Below are 16716 nucleotides of genomic sequence, written 5' to 3'. Positions count from 1 at the left end.
GACGCCCACCTGCACGGCATCGGTCAAGCCCAATCCGACCCCCGTTCCGGAATCCAACGACCACCACCCCCCCACCCGAAATTGACACACCCTTGCCGGCCCCGACGATCAACGGAAAATCTCCCGTCACTAATCTAAATACCTGCCACCAGACCAGAAATCGGACAGCCCTCTCGGGCAAGGATCAGCAAATTCCGCCACCTCCGGCCCATATAGAAGGACCCGGCGGGCATCCGGGCGAGGCGACACAAAGCAATAGCCTGCGGCAGAACCTGACAGAGATGGCGATGGCGAGACCGTCACGAGGACGGGCGATTAGGCGCACACACGGGGCAACGCAGCTGTGGACTTTAAACCGTAGGTTCTGGGTTCGAGCCCCGGGCGCCCTACCACCAAAGACCGCGTCTGACTTGGGGTTTTTCGATTCTCGTGGCCTCCTGCGAGGGCCGAGATCGGCCGTTGGTTGTCCGGCGGTTGCTCTTCGGCACCGGTCCGGCATATGTGCAGTTCCGGTAGATGGTGGACACATCGGTTCCGGTTCCTGTGTGACAGTTCCAGGACGCGGTTCCGGTAGCCGGGCGACATAGTCCCGGCTGCTGTGCGACAGGGATTCCGGTAGGTGAGCGACACCTGGCGGTGACTTGTCGGTGGTGGTGGTTCGGTTCTTGGCTGTGGCCTTCAAAGGGTTGCGGGGAGGGAACCGAGGGCCATGCTGATGGAGCTGGGTGTGGTGGAGCAGCGGTATCGGGCGGTGCTGGAGGTGCTGGAAGGCGCCTCGGTGACCGAGGTCGCGCGCCGTTTCGGGGTGGTGCGGCAGACGGTGCATCGGTGGCTGCGCCGGTATGCCGATGATGGCGGGATCGCCAATCTGGCTGATCGCTCGTCGCGACCGGAGCGGTGTCCGCATCAGATGAGCGCGGTGGTCGAGGCGCGGATCGTGCGGTTGCGGACCGGCCATCCGGGGTGGGGGCCGACCCGGATCGTGCATGAGCTGGAGCGGGAGGCGGTCGCGCCGGTGCCGGGCCGCTCGAGTGTGTATCGGGCGCTGGTGCGTCATGGGCTGATCCAGCCCGGGCGGCGGGTGCGTAGGCGCGGCGACTACAAGCGCTGGGAACGCGGCCGGGCGATGGAGCTGTGGCAGATGGATGTGATGGGCGGCGTGCACCTGGCCGATGGCCGTGAGTGCAAGGTGGTGACCGGGATCGATGATCATTCGCGGTTCGTGGTGTGTGCCGCCATCGTGGCGCGGGCCACCTCCGGGCCGGTGTGTGCGGCGCTGCGGGCGGCACTGGCCGCGCACGGGGTGCCCGAGCAGATCCTCACCGACAACGGCAAGGTGTTCACCGCCCGGTTCGGTCCCGGTCCCGGTCCGGTGGCCTTCGATCGGATCTGCACCGACAACGGGATCAAGCACCTGCTCACCGCGCCGTACTCGCCGACCACCACCGGGAAGGTGGAGCGACTGCACAAGACCATGCGGCGCGAGCACTTCACCGAGTGTGATCGCCGGTATGCCACCGTGGCCCAGGCTCAGGCGGCGCTGGATGCCTGGGTGCAGATCTACAACACCACCCGGCCGCACCAGGCGCTGGGCGGCGGCTCGCCGATCGAGCGGTTCCGCCTGGCCGCCCAGCAGGCGGCACCGGTGCAGGCCGGCGAGCAGGCGGCCGAGCCGATCCAGGCGGCGGGGTCGCTGCCAGACCCTGGCGGCGCATCTTCGCGAGGGCAGGGGCGGCGCACCGCCCGGCCGCCGGGCATCACCCGCTGGGTCGACCAGCACGGGCGGATCTCGCTGGCCGGCGCCACATACCGGGTCGGCCCGGTCTTCGCCGGGGAATTGGTGGAGGTGGTGGCCGGCGATGGGCTGGTGGAGGTGCTGCACCGCGGTGTGCTGGTGGCCACCCACGTGCAGCGGGCCAGGTCCGGCGGCAAGGGCACCCGGGCCCAACCGGTGCACCGGGCGCGGGCGCCCAGCACCGGCCCGGTGGTGACCCGGGTCGCCGACCGCGACGGCGGCGTGTCGTTCGCCGGCACCATGTACCAGGCGGGCCGGGCCTGGGCCCGGCGCAGCATCCAGGTGTCGATCGTGGCCGGGTCGGTGCAGCTGTCCGTCGATGAGGTGGTGATCCGGGTGCATCCGATCCGGCACGACCGGGCCAAGGAACACGGCGCGTTCGCCACCCCGGGCGGCCGCCCGCGCAAGCCCAAGCCCAAGCCCAAGGACCTGGCCTCCGCCCGGATCCCCTCGACCGGACCTTAACCTGGCCCCAGGCCCGCCCCGGGCTGCCCCGCCGGGTCAGAATGCAGGCTCTCGGGCCCACGGTCAAGGGCGCCTACGGCGTCGCTGCGCGATGGGCTACGCCCACCCTGGACAGCGGGCCCGTTCCCCCGCCCGGCAGGCGGCTAGCGGGGAGCCAGGGAAACGTCTTGGCACTCCTCATCTCTGCCTGTCGCACAGCTACCGGAACTCCACCGTCGCGCGGGTACCGGAACTTGACACACCGGTCCGGCATATGCCCGGCCCCCCGGCCCCTGACGATCACGGCATACCCCATGGGAAGCCCAGCAGAGCACCAAGCCGGAGGAGGCGGCGGGCGGTCGGGTGTGTCCAGTTAACGGTTCTGATCCACTTGGTGTGAACTGATCGCACGCAGTACGGTTCTCACCGTCGGCATCGCCCTGTCCAACGGCCGGATCTTGGTCCTCCACCAGCGGCCGTGAGGGTGAGTCTGCTGAACGATGCCGCCTGTGTCGCGACTCGAACAACGCCGAGTCCTGAACATGGCCTTTCTCAGGGAAGAGCAGCTCGATTACGACTGCGACGGCCGCGATAATTGCCGCTGCCGACGCGACGCGCTGGTTCGGAAACAGAAGGCCAACGACTATGGCGGTCGCCAGGGCCGCAATGATGCGACACCGCCGAGTCGCGACCAGCCGTAAGACACGCTGGATGACGGTCTGGATGAAGCGCATGTGGTGTGCTCACTTTCGGTTGACATCTGTCTGGGTCTGCTGCTGGAGGTCGCGAGCCGTGGCAGCTGTCCGAACAGGCGTCCGAGCTGTTCGGGACACTGACTTCATTCTTAAGCTAGCGAATGCCCTGGTGGGAGCGCGTTCTGAACATCGAGCAAATAAGGTGACAACAGGGTGAAATCAATCGGGTGAGGTGACGATGCCGAAAAAGCCTCTCGGCGAGCCGAAGGCCCCCTACGGTCCCCAGTACGACTTCTTCGACCTACTCCAGCGCACGATCCGTCGGCATGACGACCCCTCGCTAAGAGAGCTGGGCTTGACGGTTCACCGCAGCAGGGCAGTGATCCACCGATACGTGCTCGGGCCGAAGCTCCCCAGCCGTGATCTGCTTGATCGGCTTCTGCGTGCTCTCTCCTGCACTGAAGAGGAAACGGAAGCCGTCAACGCCGGATACGCCGCGGCTTACGAAGACCAGATTCGGCGGCGGCGTGCCGCACCGCGGGATCCACTCATCATGGACCAAGACAGGATAGGCAGGTCGCATCACGCTGGTTCGATCAACTTTGGCACCGACTACACCAGCGACGAAGATGCAGCAGCCGAGACACCGGTTAGTCCAGCCGAGGCAAGGGCTGGTACGAGTCAAATCCATGACCGATTCGCAAATCGCCCGGCCTTGGCCGTGTGGTCACGTGAGCTGCTGGCTCTCAAGACATCTGCCGGAGCTCCGCCCTACCGGGCGATGCAGCGCTGGATGAAAAGACTAGGGAGCGATTCCTCAGTGACTGCGCTGCACGCCTGGTTCTCCGGCATCAGCCTGCCCCGCCATTGGCATGAGATCCAGCCTCTCATTGAGATGCTTATCAGCCAAGCAGAGGCCAGTTACAACGGTCGTGTTGAGAATTTCGCCGCGATCTTTGATCGTGCCCGGATAGAGCGTGACGCAAGGAGGCGCAACTGGGTCTGGGACGAAGTACCTGGTTGACGGTGGCCATGAAGAGCTTTCCATGGCCACCGTCAGCCGGCCAAGCTGAAGACAATCCGACCTGGCCCTCGGGCAGGTGCAGGGGTGCTAGGGCCTGCCCAGGCGCCTGCGCCGGTTGCCGGTCGGAGTGTCAGAAGTCGAACTCGCCTCTTTTGGCGCCGTCGATGAACGCCGCCCATACCGATGCTGAAACGACGTAGGGGGCCTGGTCAGGGGCTTCGGTGTCACGGATACCGACCCTGCCTCCGGACAGGGGCGCCACTTCCAGGCAGTTGCCGTTGTCGCCAGAGCGGGTTGCCTTGCGCCAGATGGCGCGGTCCAGTTCCTCGTTGGTCACTTCCATCGCTGGGCTTTCTCCTCGATCAATTGGAGTGAAGCCCTTCGAGGAAGGGCCTCACCGTGCAACATCTCATACCTCGACTTGATGTCCAGAACCCTGCTCGGGTCAGCTGTGATCTGGCTCAGCGTGATGGACTCGAGGTAGGCCGTGTCTGGCATTGCCGGTCCACCGGCCAGCATGAAGGCACCTTGCAGCCCGGTCGTCAGCCACGCGTTATGAGGGAGGATGCGAAGGTGAACCCGCGGATGATCGTCCATACCGGCGAGATGCGCGAGTTGCTCCGCCATGATCTCCTCGCTCCCGATAGGCCGGGTGAGGACTCCTTCGTCCAGCACTACCCATAGCTTAGGTCCCTTCTCCCGTTCCAGGATGCGCTGGCGATCTAGCCGTGCTGCCACGCTTTGCTCGACGACGTCGGGGGTGATCTCCGGCCTGCCCCGGAAGATGGCGCGGGCGTACTGCTCGGTCTGGAGCATGCCAGGGACGATCAACGGCTCCCAAGCACGGAGCATGTCCGCCCGCTGCTCGATCTCGACCAGTTGCGCGAGCCAGATAGAGAATCGACCGGCTTGCCCGACGGTCTCACGCCAACGTGTCAGGAGGCCACCACCTGCTCCCAGCGCGGTGTCGGCGGCGCGGGCGAAGTCCTCGTCGGCCCGGCGTTCTCCGCGCTCGATCATGCTGATCTTCGAGACTGACCAGCCGAGCATGACAGCGAGCTGCTTTTGTCGCCTCCCTGCCATGATGCGGTATTCACGAAGATGGGTGCCGAACTTCACGCTCGGGGTTTTTAGTGCAGGCTCCGGCTCGGCGTTTTCCATGGTGAAACGCCTCCTCTCTGATAACACACCTCAAAGCACGGGCATGTGTTGTAGCACACCTGGTAAGTGCCCGGGAAGTGCTTTGCCTTTGGCCCCGCATGCAGGGGTTTTCTGAGATGGTCTCTTCAGGCCGGGTTGAACCACACAGCCAGGCACACGAATAGAACGCAGGTAGGTAGATGTTGCTCGCATTCTTCGCATATTGGAAGCGACTGGTGATCAGAAAATAGCGAGGCGAATCCGGTGATATACCACGTACCCCCACCGACAAAGCTCGAGGAACTCGGCATCATCCAGCTGGCGTGTGACGCGCGGGCGCCACATCTGGCCCGGCAGGCGATCACCACGTGGCTGGGCGGCGCTCATGCCGCAACCGAGATTGTCGTGTTGGTGACCTCCGAGCTGGTCACCAACGCCGTCAAGTACGCCGATGCCTCCGGTATCGGTGACGGTTCTGGTCACATCGCGGTCAGGCTGTCGCAGAACGCGGTCCTTATCAGGGTGGGGGTGACCGATCCGGGGTCGCACTGCTCAACCCCCGCCTGCATCCCGTTGCAGGTGCCGAACCTGCACTCCGAGCACGGTCGGGGGCTGGCGATCGTGGCGAACCTGTCACGTGGCCGGTGGGGCACCTACCGGATGCCCGGCACCGGGTACCGGCACGTGTGGTGTCACCTGGACCGCTATCCGACCGAGGCGCAGTTAGGGCAGTTGTACTGCGCTCCGGTCGCCGGCTGACCTCGTCTGCTCCCTCTTCCTTCTTCATACAGCTCGTTTACGCCTGTGTTTGGCCTGCCCGGAATCGGAGAAGCATTGTGCGCCGCCATCATCTGCTCATGCTCGTCCCGGTGCTGGTCACGGCCGCGTTCGTCGCTGGATCACCGCCGCGCCCGGGAGCGTCCCGATGCCGGTGAAGGTGGCGGTGCTCGCAGGCGGGCCGGGCCTGTTCGCAGGGGTCGTGCTCGGGCGCCGGTGGCGGTTGCGGCGTAAGGCGCTCAACGGCCGTTCGCTGTTCGGCCCCCTGAATCACACCCCATCCGGCTCCGTGCCTTCCCTCGTTCGTTTTGTGAACTGGAGTTCGTCGTGTTGCGTCGTCATCTGATCAATGGGCTGCTGGTGGTGTTCACCGCTGCGTTCGCGGTCTTCTCCGTGGTGGCTCCGGCCGGGGTGGTCCGGCCGGTGGCGCTGGCGGTGCTTGGCCTGATCGTGGTCGGGGTGGTCGGGGTGGTGGTGTGGGCTGGTTACGTGGTGTGGCGGCGTCGCAAGCAGAACCAGCCGTCCGCCTGAAGATCGCCCTCCCCGCTACAGCAGCTGTACGCGGCTACCTAAACCCCCTCCTCTTCCTCTTCCCCTGACTATCCCCCGGAGTCGACCATGTCTGATCCCGTCCCCTCGGCGATAGCCGAGCAGGCCGCCCTCTACCTGACTGACCTGCAGCGGGTGCTGCAGGCGCGGGGCTTACTCGCGCGGGTGCTGACCGATGCGGGGCGGCTGCCGCGCTTGCGGGTGATCAACCCGGGGCCACCACGCTGGCCGAGGTTGTTTCGGCCTTGCCGCGGGAGGGTGAGTGGATGTTCTGGTGGTCGTGGGCAGCGCCGATCGTCGAGGTCACCCACCCGGACCGGGCGGCCGAATGTGTCGGCCGGGTGCTGGCCGTAGCGTCCCCGCACACCGTCTGACCGGCACGCGACCACGCCGACCGGGCACGGATGCTGTCCGCCCGTTGGCGGCCCGTGTCGCGGCCCTGTCGTGGCTGTCAGCGGCCGGGGATCGGCGGCCATCAGCCCTGTCACCACGATTGCCGCCCGTTCGGCGGGGCCGTGGATGGCAGCGTCCTCACCCGCTCCCTTCCGGTCGGGGTGTCTGGCGGTGGCATCCCGGCCGGGGGCCGGGGCGGGTGAGGGCCACCCTGTCAGTGCTTCTCGGATGGGTGCCGGGTGGTGGGCGACCGTGGCCGGTGTCCTGTTCGAGTCCGAGGTGGCCGCGTGGTGTGCAGCGCGTGGTCACCGGTGGTGGCTGGCCGGATGTCCTTGCCGGTCAAGTCACCGCCTGGGTGGCGTGTCGCGTGGGTCCCCCGCTCGCGTCGATCGCCGCCTGGGGCGGTCCCTCACCTGGGAGGAAACCATCGCGCACGCCGACGCCGCGATGGGAGGGACCGCCCCCCTTCCCCAGGAGGAGACAAGCGAGATTTCAAGGCTTCTCGGGAGCGATGCGGCCGGGCGGACGCGCAGGCCCACCCGCCGCACTCCCGAGAATCGGGTGACCGCGAGCGCCTCAGGCAACCACGGGCGCGGTCACCCCTTGGGGCGGCTGGCCGGATACCCGAGGAGGTCCGGTCAGCCACTCCCCGGGAAAGGCCGGGTGGTTCCCCTTCCGCCCGGTCAACCGGTGGGCGGCCCTCTTTGCGCTGGTGCGGAGCGCGGCTGCACAGGCCGCGAGGCGTGAAAGGGGGCCGCCCGCCCTTTGAGAACTTCATGAACGTCCGGTAGCGGCACGCTCCCAGTCATCGCGGGTGCCGCTACCGGGCCCGGACCCCTCTGGCGGGCGGGTTGCGCGCAGGCGACCGTGCCCGCCAAGGGGGAGGGGAGGTGGCTGCTCGGGCCTCCGCTGTGCGGAGAGAGCAGCCACCCCCTTGGCTGACCGTCCTGGAAGCCCGGTCGGCCAACGCTGATGGCCTTGGTGCAGCCGCTGACTCACCAGGCCGTGGGCGGGCGGCTCCAGCAGCGTCACACGAGTGTGGGATCCGGGGCCCGCACACGAACGCTGGAGCCGCCACCCCGGGACTCTATGAAAACGTCCGGCAGCGGTGGCGCTACCTCCCTCGTGCCCTGCTGCCGGACCCTCCCGGGGCCTTCGGGACGTAGCGCAAAGCGGGGAGTCACCCTCCCCCCCATGGGCCGCTCATCCCGTCCCGAACCCTCTCCGCTCCCGCTGCGGGGGAAGGAGACAAGGGAAAGAGGGAGGTAGGTCAGCGTGCGGCTGACCTACCTCCCCCTTCTGCTACCTGATCGCGATTCTTAGCTGGTGGGCAGGTGGATCACCGTCCCACTCGTGCCCTCGCCTCCGACCGCCGCGTCCTGTGCACTCCGTCCAGAGCGGGTGGTGCGCCGAGAGGGCGGTAGTGGCCGGGGTGTGGGTGCGGGGGGTTCCGGTCAGCAACGCGGCGGTGGCCTCGGCTCCTGCGGCAGCCGCTTCGGGGTAGACACTGATGTAGGTGTCGCGGGTGAACGATGCCGTGCGGTGCCCGAGCGCTTTCTGTACTAGGACGGCATCCGCTCCTGCCGCGAGCATCGCTGTGGCTGCCAGGTGGCGCAGGTCATGGAGGCGGATCGGTGGCAGTCCGGCCTGGTAGCAGATCGCGTAGAAGCGATCCGTCACATACTGCGGATGCAGAGGCCGACCGATCTCGTCGGTGAAGACGAACCCGGACTCCACCCAGTCCGGCCCCGCGGCCAGCCGCTCCCGCGCCTGCCGCCGTTCATGCTGCTTCAGCCAGGTCATCGACTCGGCGTCGACGGCGATCTCGCGGTCGCTGGCATCGGTTTTCGGGGTGCCCTGGATGGGGTTCCAGCCGAGCTGGGTGATCTGCCAGTGAATCCCGATCCAGTTTGCGGATATCGAGCCCTCCCAAATCACGAAAGAGACCCTCAAGGAGGGGCCTCGACGAACGGGCACGGACCGGCATGACGCGATCTTTGCTTGACGGCCTGTCCGAACGCGGCCTTCGCGGCGTTCCAAGCCGCTGGTCTGGACCGAGGAGCGGGTCGCCCAGTGGCGCCTCGACCACGCGGAACATCTGGACCTGCTCAAGCGGGCACGCGAGGGCAGGCGAGTCGACCCCGTAGTCGCCTACACTGGTGCGCCGCGTCCCTCGCCGGTGATGGTGTGGACCCCGTAGCAGACCCAGCGATTCCTCACCTACGCCCGAAGAGATCGCCTGTTCGCCCTCTACCGGCTGTATGCGATCAACGGCCTGCGCCGACGGGAGGCGGTAGCGAGTTCGACGACGGCGGCGGGGTTGAAGGCCAGCAACCTGTCCTGCTTGATGGCGATGTTCAGCGCGTGGCGCAGGGTGGCGCGGATGCGGTGCATGGTGGTGGGGCCGACCGGACGCCGGTAGCGCACCGCCCGCACGCGGGCGGGGTCGCCGCTGGCGCGTTCGGTGACGATGATGTCGTTGAACTCCTCGATCGCGTCGAACATGCCCGCGACGTCCGACACGCGGAGCCGGTCCAGCCGGATCTCCCCCAGGTACGGCTTGAGGTAGAGCCGGATGTGCGACTCATACGAGCGCCGGGTGGTCGGCTCGATGGCGCGCTTGCGCTTGAGGAACTCCTCCAGCCACTCGCCGACGGTGACATGCCGGTTCAGGTCCTGGTGCGTGCGGACGTTACGCCGTACCTCCTCGGTGTCGGGAAGCTGCTGGGTGGCTTTGGTCACCGACAGCATCAGCGCGGTGATCTGCCTGCGGACGGCCGGGTCGGGGTCCAGGGCGAGCAGGCCGCGGGCGTGATCCAGCTCCGCTTCAGCATCCTCCAAGGTGAGGAAGCCGCGCCGCCGCAGCGGGGTGCGGCGCTTACCGTCAGCGGGGGCGGGGAGTTCGAGCTGGTAGGCCCAGGTGCCGTGCGTCGAACTCCACCGTTTCCGCCGTTGGCGTGCGTGGTGCGCAGCTTCGGGCAGGTCTTGCCGATGTTCTTGCCGGTGTCGGGATCGATGCAGGCGCAGATCTTGTGGGTGGTGCCCTTGGCGACGGGCCGCTCCCTGCCCGCCGCCTTCGTCGTGCTTGGGTTGCTGGCCATCGTGGTCATCCCTTCTCTCGTGTCTGACGGTCATCGCCGCCCTGTTCTTCTGGCTGGTCGAGGAGCACCCGCAGCCCGCGCACCGGTACGGCGTACCTGCCACCGATGCGCAGCGAGGTATTCGGATAAGTGACAGGGATCAGTGACCCGATGCTCGGGCCACACCCGGTCCAGCGCCTCGCTCCATCGCCGCCCAGCCGTCAGCACCTGCCCGAACCCGAACTGTTTTCGCAGGCCACAGCGTTTTCGGGCAAGTTCCGGGCAGCGCCTGGCGGGGGCGGCATACGCTGAGACCGAGCCCCTGCAGTGCGTGAGGCCACGGAGATGGGCGAGTTGCCGAACCGCAGGGATGAGCTGGCCGAACGTCGCTTGGCCAAGCTGGATCTCGTGAAGGCGATGATGGCCGCCAACCTGAAGCCGGACTACGGCGGCTTCTACGGCCAGCTCCAGCTCGCCTCTGACGCGGTCGCGGAGCTGGGCGAACTGGCCGAGGTCCGCAAAGCCGCCCGTGCCGCTGGTCACCAGCTCGGCTGGAAGGTCCGCACCCACGTCAGCGAGGACGGGACCCTGCTGGTGATGGACGAGCGCGACGCCCCCGAGGAGATCCAGATGCTAGCCGCCCGCCGCGCGGCCGAGGCCACCGCCGCCCTCCTCACCAGCGCCCAGAACGAAGCCCACATGTGCCACACCAGCCAGCCCACCTTCCCCGGCCAGCCGAAAGACCCCGGCCAGGACCTCTGAACGCCTGACCAGCGGCCATTGAACGCCCACGGGTCTTGTGGCGGCAGGACGGCCCGGGGCCCGGGGGGGTAGGGCGCGGAACGCCGTACCGGCCGCCGTACGGCCCTGACGGGCCCGCCCACAGCCGCCCGGCCCATGATGCCTACCCGCCCGACGCCGTGACGGCGTCAGGTGACGCCACGGGGTCCGGCATTGCATCGGTTCCAAAATCCGCAGGTTCATCGTCGCAGATCCGGGGGTGCATCGTCGTAAATCCGCAGGTGAGCGACTTGCTACTGCTGGAAACTTGTGGTCACGCAGAGCGATGTAGCCGATACTGGCCGGGACATCTCCAGCAGATCCACGTGGAGGAGCCCCCCGTGTCCGCTGTACGGCTCGTCGTGTTCCCGCTCGTCGTCACCCTCTCCGAGTACCCCGATGAGCTGATCAAGATCCGGGCCAAGCACAAGGTCGCCGGCACGCTCCTGCTCTACCGCCACCAGGTCAAGAGCCTCGACCAAGCTGGAACGTGCCCGGCGCCTACATCCTGCTCGACCGCCCCGACAGCGAGGGCCGGTGGGGCGCCTACGTCGGCAAAGCCACCAACCCCGGCCTCCGAAACCGCGTCCAACAGCAGTTCAAGAACCGTGACCACTGGTACCGGGTGCTGGTCATCCGCTATGAATCCAACGACGACGAGAAGCTGAACAGCACCGAGGCCGGGCGGTTGGAAGGGGAGATTTACTACTGCCTCGACAGCGCCGAGACGGTCGACCTGCACAACCGCAACCGGCCCCAAGACGCCACCTTGTCCATCGATGACGAGGCCAGCCTGCGCGACTACATGATCCCCATCGAGTCCACACTCCGCCTCATCGGCCACTCCCTCCAGCCGCAACGGTCCGAAGTTTCTCCCACGAGGCAGGTGTCGCCCACGTCGGTGCCCGTGCAGCAGCCCAGGCCGTACGTGAACGCATTCGGGGTGCAGGTCTGCCCCAAATCCGTATCTCCTGCAGAACCCCACCATCGAGGCAGTCATGGAGAGGATCGCGCAACTCGATACAAGATGGAAAGCTCGAGCTCAGAGGCCGAACGCGAGCAGGCCCGTCTGAGCCGGTGGTGCAGGAGGTATGCCCCGGCCAGCACACTGATACTGTGCTGGGCGGGGCATACCCCCTATGCCACCGGCTCAGGCGCTAGCTCAGGTGGCCCTGACCCTTCTCCCCGCCGTGCATCCGGCAGGCGAGTTCTTCCTCGGCCGTGAGGATCACCGCCGCCAGTTCGGGCACGCCGGTGTCGAGCGCCCTGTAGAGGCGGTGCCAGCCGTCGATGATCAGCATTCCGCTGTCGGGGACGGTGATCACGATCAGCGGTTCGGACATGTCCACGCGCGCGGCGTGGTCGGTGTCGAGGGCGATCAGGTGGAGCATGCCCGACCACTCGCGGGGGTTGATCCGGCCTTCTGCTTCCCGGCCTCGGGCGAGCTTCTTGGCGGCGGTGACGTTCCATCGCCAGGCCAGCATCTGGAAGAACTCCACGTGCGGGCGGCGGTCCGGGCTCGGCGCGGGCGTGTCCGGGGACGTCGCCGGGGCGTCGGGTGCGTGGGTGTTGTTGGTGTTGTGGTTGGTCATGCGGTCATCTCCTGCTCGGTCGGGTTGGCCGGAATCTGCTCCGCGGAGGCCGGCGCGAGTGCCTCGGCTTGAGCGATGAAGGTCCGGGCCGCGTCTCGCCGGATCAGGGCCATGGCCCGGTTGAGGTGAATGAGGGCGAATTCGTGCTCGACCTCCGGTCCGAGGACGCCGACGACCATGGCGACATCCGGTGTGGGGTCGTCGTGGTCGAGGTAGGAGCTGATCCAGGACGCGAATTTGGCCAGTGTCTGCTTCTGGGTCAGGCCCTGGCTGCGTCCCGCGTGGCGGATGTGCCGGTCGACCAGCAGCCACCAGGTGGCGAGGGTCTGGGCGCGCAGGGTGTCGTAGAGCTGCTCGGCGGAAAGGTGCTCCCCCCGGCCGAGCCTGCGGGCGATGTCGTCGCTGCTGCGCCGCCTCGTGATGCGGGCCTGCTCGATGATGGCCTCCATCGACAGCGTCTCGCCCGGCGCGGGCGCGGCGGCGGGGGTGGGGGTGGCGGCGGCTTCGTTTCGGGGTTTCGGGGTGTCGGGGTGCTGCGGGTGGTCGCTCATCGGGTTGTCCTTTCGTGGGGTGGTGACGTCAGCGCCGGGCGACGCTGACGGGGTCGGTTGGGGGTTCACGGCGTGTGCGCCGTTGTCGAGGGTTGCGCCGGGGACGTGGCCGGGTGGCCGGGGACGGGGTGGCCAACCGGCCCGCCCGGCCCCAGATGGTCGGCTCCGTCGCCGGGCTCGGTGGCCAGGTGCTGGGTGAGGAGTTCGCCGGTGTCGGTGAGGAAGTCGCGGGCGGCCATGCGGGCAGCGTGGGCGAGGGCGTGATCGAAGAGGGTTCCCGGCCGTCGGGCGGGGGCTTCGTTGGTCAGGAAGTGGCGGGCCATGGTACGCACGCGCCGCAACGCGTGGTCGCATGCCAGCCGCTTGAGGGTGATCTGTCCGTCGACCACGTCCCACCAGGCGCGGGTGGTCTGGGCGTAGGCGGCGGCGAACACCTGCTCGGCGGAGAGAAACTCCCCGTTCTGCAGGGCGGCGACGGCCTCGGCCGCCGCTGTGTAGTAGGCGTGCCGGGCTTCGGTGATCTTCTCGGCGGTGAGCTCATCGACTGAGCACCCTGCCTCCTCGGCCGGTTCGCCGTTGGTGAGGGTCGAGCCGGGTGCGGCGCGGCCGAGCGCGCCGTACGGGGGAAGAGGGCCGGGCTCGTAGAGGTCCGTTCATGGAAGTGTTCCTTTCGTCGGTGACATGGACGGTTGGTGACATGGACGAGCGAGAGGTGAGGGGTTTCTGGGTGGGGCTGTCCGGGGCGGCGGCGCGGGGCGGTCCCCGCGCTGCCGGGCGGACGGGATGTGAGGTCATGGCCGTATCCCGGCTGGGTTAGAAGACGGGGGGCTTGTTCCACGGGTCGGGCAGGGGTCCGGCGTGTCCGCCGTAGGTGTCATCCGGGTGGGTGGCCGGTGCGGCTGGTGCGGGTGGTGGGGTGAGGGCGTCGGCGATTCTCTGGGTTGCGGCGAGGAAGCCTTGGGCGGCGTTGCGGCGGGATTCGGCCATGGCCTGGGCGAACAGTCCGCCGTGCGGGGTGCGGGCGCTGATCAGGAACTCGCGGGCGTGTTGCCGCACGGTCAGAATCGCGGTCCCGCCGTCCACGGTGTTCTCGATGCCGTGGGTGAGGTCGGTGACCTGGTGCCACCAGCTCATCCGGTGGTAGGTGTGGGCGATGCGGGCCAGGGTGCCGTCGTCCAGGTTCCCCTCGTCATCGAGGGAGCAGACACGGTCGAGGGCTTCGCCCAGCGCGTGGCGGGCGTCGTGGGCGTGCTGGCTGGCGCGCTCTTCGAGTCGACCCATGATGATGATCTCCTTCACTGTCGGGTTGCTAGGGCGTGGTGCGTGGGTGTCCGGTACGAGGGCCGGGGCGTTGGTGCGGTATCCGGGGGTGGGTGTCCGGGGGTAGGTGCCGGGTCCGGTCAGGCCGCGCCGGGGCGTGTGGCGGGCCGTCCGCCCGTGTGATGCTGTGCCGTCCGGCGGCGTTCCGGTACGGCCCACGCGTTGGGGCCGTACCGGACGCCGGGGCGTGTTAGGCGGTGGCGAGCATCCGGAAGGCGCGGGCTTTGAGTTTGGCGTTGTCGTGGTCGTCGAGCAGGGCGCGCTCGGCGCGGACGGTGGCGACATCGCGGCTGCCGAACACCGGGGACTTGTGGTCCAGCCGCTCGGTCACCGCGTTGTAGGCCGCCCACCGCGTGTTGCGGATCGGCTCCTGGGTGGGGGCCTCGTTGAACAGGTACTCCAGCTCCCGCATGGTCAGGTCGTGGTTGCGCTTGGTCAGGTCTTTCGCGTCCGCCGGTAGCGGGTGCAGGCGGGTGGCGAACTGGCGGAATTCGTTGCGGTTCATCGGGATGGCGAGGAGTTTCTCGGCTTCGGCGGCGAACGCCTGACCGTGCTTCCAGGTGAGTTTGAGCGCCTCGCGGGCTTCGGCGATGCGCCCGGCGAGGTTGCCGGTATGGCGGACGGTGTAGCGGGAGGTGTGGTTGGCCAGCGCGGCGCGTTCGGTGTTCGCGCAGACGACCCGGACCGGGGTGGCGACGGTGACGAACGAACCCCACCCGTCGTGCCGGTTGAACGCGGCCAGGTAGAGGTCGATCTGGTCGAACCCGCCGACCATGAGCGGCTCGGGCAGCCGCATGGTGATGAACACCCGCCGCCCGTTGTTCAGCGAGCCGCCGGTGTCGAAGACTGCCCCCGACTCATCCACCAACGTCTGGAGGAAGTCACAGACCTCTTCGTTTTGCAGAGGCTGGTACTCGCGTCCGACCCGGCCGAGACGTTCGGGCTTGCGGGTGACCGGGTTGGTGCGCACCGTCAGGAAGTCCTCGTCCGTGACGACCGGCTGGCCGGTGACCGGGTCGGTCACCGGGCCGACCGGCACCTTGCGCACGTTCCACCCAGCCAACTGCGATCGCGACAGGAGCTCCTCGGCGGTCATCGGGCCGGGCGCGGTGTAGCCGAGCCCGTGCCAGCCGGGCTTCCCGGCGGCGGCGAACCCGGCCAAACCGTTGGCGAAGATCTCGATTTCGTGAGCCATGATGTGTTCCCTTCTGAGGTGCCGATGTGCGGCGTTGTGGTGTGCGGGCATGCGGAACAGACGCGATGCCGCGAGCGGTGTGGCGGGTGGATCGGACCCCCGGCCCGGTGCGGGCCGGTGGCCGGTGGACCGGTGATCAGCGCGGGCTACGGGTGCCCTTCCGGCGCGTGGCCGGGTTGGTTCGCTTTGCGGGGCGGGCGGGGCGATGTGTCCGGGCTACGGGGGTGCGGGCGGGGCTGTAGGGGTGTCCCGCCCGCTACCCGGGCCGGGGTGGGCGGGCCGGTCAGGGCGGCCCGCCCGCTCAGGCCCGGTCAGTCGCCGTTGATGTCGGTTGCCGCACCGTCCCCGGTGTCGGCCGCGTTGACCGGGGCGAGGCTGGCCAGGGTTGCGGCGGGGGCATTGACCGGGGCGGTGGGGGCGAGGGCGAAGCGGCGGGGCCGTTCCGTGGTCAGCACCGCGTCGCCGAGCTGAACCAGCCGGTCCAGGGCGTTGGCCACCGCGCCGGACGAACGGCCGCCCAACGCCTTGGCCATGTCATGCGGGCTGAACTCCTTGCCGGGGAACTCGATCAGGTGCGCGTGAACCAGGTCCCGCAACCCGCCCGGCCGCGTGCTGCCGCCGATGCCCGCACCACCTCCGCCCCCCGGTACGGCGCGCGCCGGGGTGGCGGTGCCGGTCAGCGCCGCCCGAACGGTGCGGTGCGCGGTGGCGACCTTCGTCATCGCCATTTCCAGGCACCCCAACGCCATCACGGTGTTCCCCTCGTCCTTCGCCGTGAGCACCCCGTTGAACAGGTCCGCCAGTTCCGACAGGTCGGCACGGGCCCGCGCCCACGCCGGGTCATCCGCCACCGGCTCAGACTCCGGCTCGTCGGCGTCGGCGTCGGCGTCGGCGTCGGGAATCGCGTCGAGGTCACCGTCCACCTCGCCCGGCCCCTGACCGGACGTCTCCTCGGTCGGGTCCGTCTCGTCATCGGTCGGCTCGTCCGCCGGGGCGGGGTCGGCCGAATCGGCGGCGGATGGGGGAACCTCCCTCTCCGAAGCAGGCACCCCGTCAGCGTCCGTGGCGTCCGTGGCGTCCGCGTCGGGTGCGGGGTCCGGTGTTTCGGGGGCCGGTGCGGGCACGTCGGCGATGTCGGTCGGCTCGGTCGGCGCGGCAGTGTCCGCCGGGGAGTCGGCGGGGTCCGTGGTGATCGGGTACCACCGGTCAGCCGCCCGCCCGCGCCCGCCGTCGTTCACACCCGGCTCACGCCGGGCGTGCCCGTCGGCTTCGAGCTGGTTCAGGATCTTCCCCGCGACCGCGCGGTTCAGGTCGGCCGCCGCCCCGATCATCGTGGCCGACCCGCCGGGCTCAGCCCTCAGCGCCGCCCACACCGCCCCCA

The 16716-nt window shown here is 68.4% G+C and carries 15 protein-coding genes and 2 pseudogenes; 7 read left to right on the top strand and 10 right to left on the bottom strand.

What is annotated here, in order from left to right:
• Nucleotides 1–709: 709 nt before the first annotated feature.
• The 3 genes and pseudogenes from ACFWYW_RS27380 to ACFWYW_RS27370 form a co-directional block, all read left to right on the top strand.
• A pseudogene (locus ACFWYW_RS27380) lies at nt 710–2247 on the top strand (IS481 family transposase); the annotation flags it as partial.
• Nucleotides 2248–2748: 501 nt separating this feature from the next.
• Nucleotides 2749–2940, top strand: coding sequence for a hypothetical protein (locus tag ACFWYW_RS27375; RefSeq protein ID WP_379614732.1), 192 nt, complete (start codon nt 2749–2751; stop codon nt 2938–2940).
• A gap of 226 nt (nt 2941–3166) precedes the next feature.
• The gene (locus ACFWYW_RS27370; protein ID WP_379614730.1) at nt 3167–3958 is read left to right on the top strand and encodes a hypothetical protein; all 792 of its coding nucleotides are present in this window, start codon (nt 3167–3169) and stop codon (nt 3956–3958) included.
• 130 nt (nt 3959–4088) lie between these two features.
• Here ACFWYW_RS27370 and ACFWYW_RS27365 read toward each other — a convergent pair whose 3' ends face one another.
• The gene (locus ACFWYW_RS27365; RefSeq protein WP_379614728.1) at nt 4089–4301 is read right to left on the bottom strand and encodes a DUF397 domain-containing protein; all 213 of its coding nucleotides are present in this window, start codon (nt 4299–4301) and stop codon (nt 4089–4091) included.
• Nucleotides 4292–5119, bottom strand: a complete 828-nt coding sequence (locus tag ACFWYW_RS27360; RefSeq protein WP_379614726.1) for a helix-turn-helix domain-containing protein — start codon at nt 5117–5119, stop codon at nt 4292–4294. Before ACFWYW_RS27360 ends, ACFWYW_RS27365 begins: the two co-directional genes overlap by 10 nt.
• Before the next feature lie 243 nt (nt 5120–5362).
• On the opposite strand from ACFWYW_RS27360, the gene ACFWYW_RS27355 reads away from it, so the two are divergent.
• Nucleotides 5363–5857: an ATP-binding protein gene (locus ACFWYW_RS27355; protein WP_379614724.1), complete on the top strand. Its 495-nt coding sequence runs from the start codon at nt 5363–5365 to the stop codon at nt 5855–5857.
• Between the two features lie 345 nt (nt 5858–6202).
• The gene (locus ACFWYW_RS27350) at nt 6203–6406 is read left to right on the top strand and encodes a hypothetical protein (RefSeq protein ID WP_379614722.1); all 204 of its coding nucleotides are present in this window, start codon (nt 6203–6205) and stop codon (nt 6404–6406) included.
• Between the two features lie 1713 nt (nt 6407–8119).
• On the opposite strand, the gene ACFWYW_RS27345 is transcribed toward ACFWYW_RS27350, so the two are convergent.
• Both ACFWYW_RS27345 and ACFWYW_RS27340 read right to left on the bottom strand, forming a co-directional pair.
• Nucleotides 8120–8755 (bottom strand): tyrosine-type recombinase/integrase, encoded by a 636-nt coding sequence (locus ACFWYW_RS27345; RefSeq protein WP_379627929.1) that lies wholly within the window; start codon nt 8753–8755, stop codon nt 8120–8122.
• Nucleotides 8756–9067: 312 nt separating this feature from the next.
• Nucleotides 9068–9658 (bottom strand): hypothetical protein, encoded by a 591-nt coding sequence (locus ACFWYW_RS27340; protein WP_379627927.1) that lies wholly within the window; start codon nt 9656–9658, stop codon nt 9068–9070.
• A 566-nt stretch (nt 9659–10224) separates the two neighbouring features.
• On the opposite strand from ACFWYW_RS27340, the gene ACFWYW_RS27335 reads away from it, so the two are divergent.
• Both ACFWYW_RS27335 and ACFWYW_RS27330 read left to right on the top strand, forming a co-directional pair.
• Nucleotides 10225–10659: a hypothetical protein gene (locus ACFWYW_RS27335; protein WP_379627925.1), complete on the top strand. Its 435-nt coding sequence runs from the start codon at nt 10225–10227 to the stop codon at nt 10657–10659.
• Nucleotides 10660–11167: 508 nt separating this feature from the next.
• Complete coding sequence (locus ACFWYW_RS27330; RefSeq protein ID WP_379638700.1) at nt 11168–11902, top strand: hypothetical protein; 735 nt, start codon at nt 11168–11170, stop codon at nt 11900–11902.
• On the opposite strand, the gene ACFWYW_RS27325 is transcribed toward ACFWYW_RS27330, so the two are convergent.
• The 6 genes and pseudogenes from ACFWYW_RS27325 to ACFWYW_RS27300 form a co-directional block, all read right to left on the bottom strand.
• Nucleotides 11835–12269: a hypothetical protein gene (locus tag ACFWYW_RS27325; RefSeq protein WP_379627965.1), complete on the bottom strand. Its 435-nt coding sequence runs from the start codon at nt 12267–12269 to the stop codon at nt 11835–11837. The genes ACFWYW_RS27330 and ACFWYW_RS27325 overlap by 68 nt on opposite strands.
• The gene (locus ACFWYW_RS27320; RefSeq protein WP_379627967.1) at nt 12266–12820 is read right to left on the bottom strand and encodes a hypothetical protein; all 555 of its coding nucleotides are present in this window, start codon (nt 12818–12820) and stop codon (nt 12266–12268) included. Before ACFWYW_RS27320 ends, ACFWYW_RS27325 begins: the two co-directional genes overlap by 4 nt.
• A 65-nt stretch (nt 12821–12885) precedes the next feature.
• A complete protein-coding gene (locus ACFWYW_RS27315) occupies nt 12886–13254 on the bottom strand; it encodes a hypothetical protein (RefSeq protein ID WP_379627969.1) in 369 nt (122 codons plus the stop codon).
• Between the two features lie 379 nt (nt 13255–13633).
• Nucleotides 13634–14101: a hypothetical protein gene (locus ACFWYW_RS27310; RefSeq protein ID WP_379627971.1), complete on the bottom strand. Its 468-nt coding sequence runs from the start codon at nt 14099–14101 to the stop codon at nt 13634–13636.
• Between the two features lie 229 nt (nt 14102–14330).
• Complete coding sequence (locus tag ACFWYW_RS27305) at nt 14331–15335, bottom strand: DUF932 domain-containing protein (RefSeq protein WP_379627973.1); 1005 nt, start codon at nt 15333–15335, stop codon at nt 14331–14333.
• Nucleotides 15336–15646: 311 nt separating this feature from the next.
• Nucleotides 15647–16716, bottom strand: a pseudogene (locus tag ACFWYW_RS27300) (hypothetical protein); the annotation flags it as partial.

Origin of the sequence: Nonomuraea sp. NPDC059023 (assembly GCF_042740095.1) — a bacterium.
Taxonomy (GTDB): Bacteria; Actinomycetota; Actinomycetes; order Streptosporangiales; family Streptosporangiaceae; genus Nonomuraea.
This window is presented reverse-complemented; position numbering and strand designations above follow the sequence as displayed.

Excerpts from the sequence above, each read along its gene's own strand:
- ACFWYW_RS27365 (WP_379614728.1), bottom strand. The coding sequence starts at position 4,301 with ATGGAAGTGACCAACGAGGAACTGGACCGCGCCATCTGGCGCAAGGCA.
- ACFWYW_RS27360 (WP_379614726.1), bottom strand. The coding sequence starts at position 5,119 with ATGGAAAACGCCGAGCCGGAGCCTGCACTAAAAACCCCGAGCGTGAAG.
- ACFWYW_RS27325 (WP_379627965.1), bottom strand. The coding sequence starts at position 12,269 with ATGACCAACCACAACACCAACAACACCCACGCACCCGACGCCCCGGCG.
- ACFWYW_RS27320 (WP_379627967.1), bottom strand. The coding sequence starts at position 12,820 with ATGAGCGACCACCCGCAGCACCCCGACACCCCGAAACCCCGAAACGAA.
- ACFWYW_RS27310 (WP_379627971.1), bottom strand. The coding sequence starts at position 14,101 with ATGGGTCGACTCGAAGAGCGCGCCAGCCAGCACGCCCACGACGCCCGC.
- ACFWYW_RS27305 (WP_379627973.1), bottom strand. The coding sequence starts at position 15,335 with ATGGCTCACGAAATCGAGATCTTCGCCAACGGTTTGGCCGGGTTCGCC.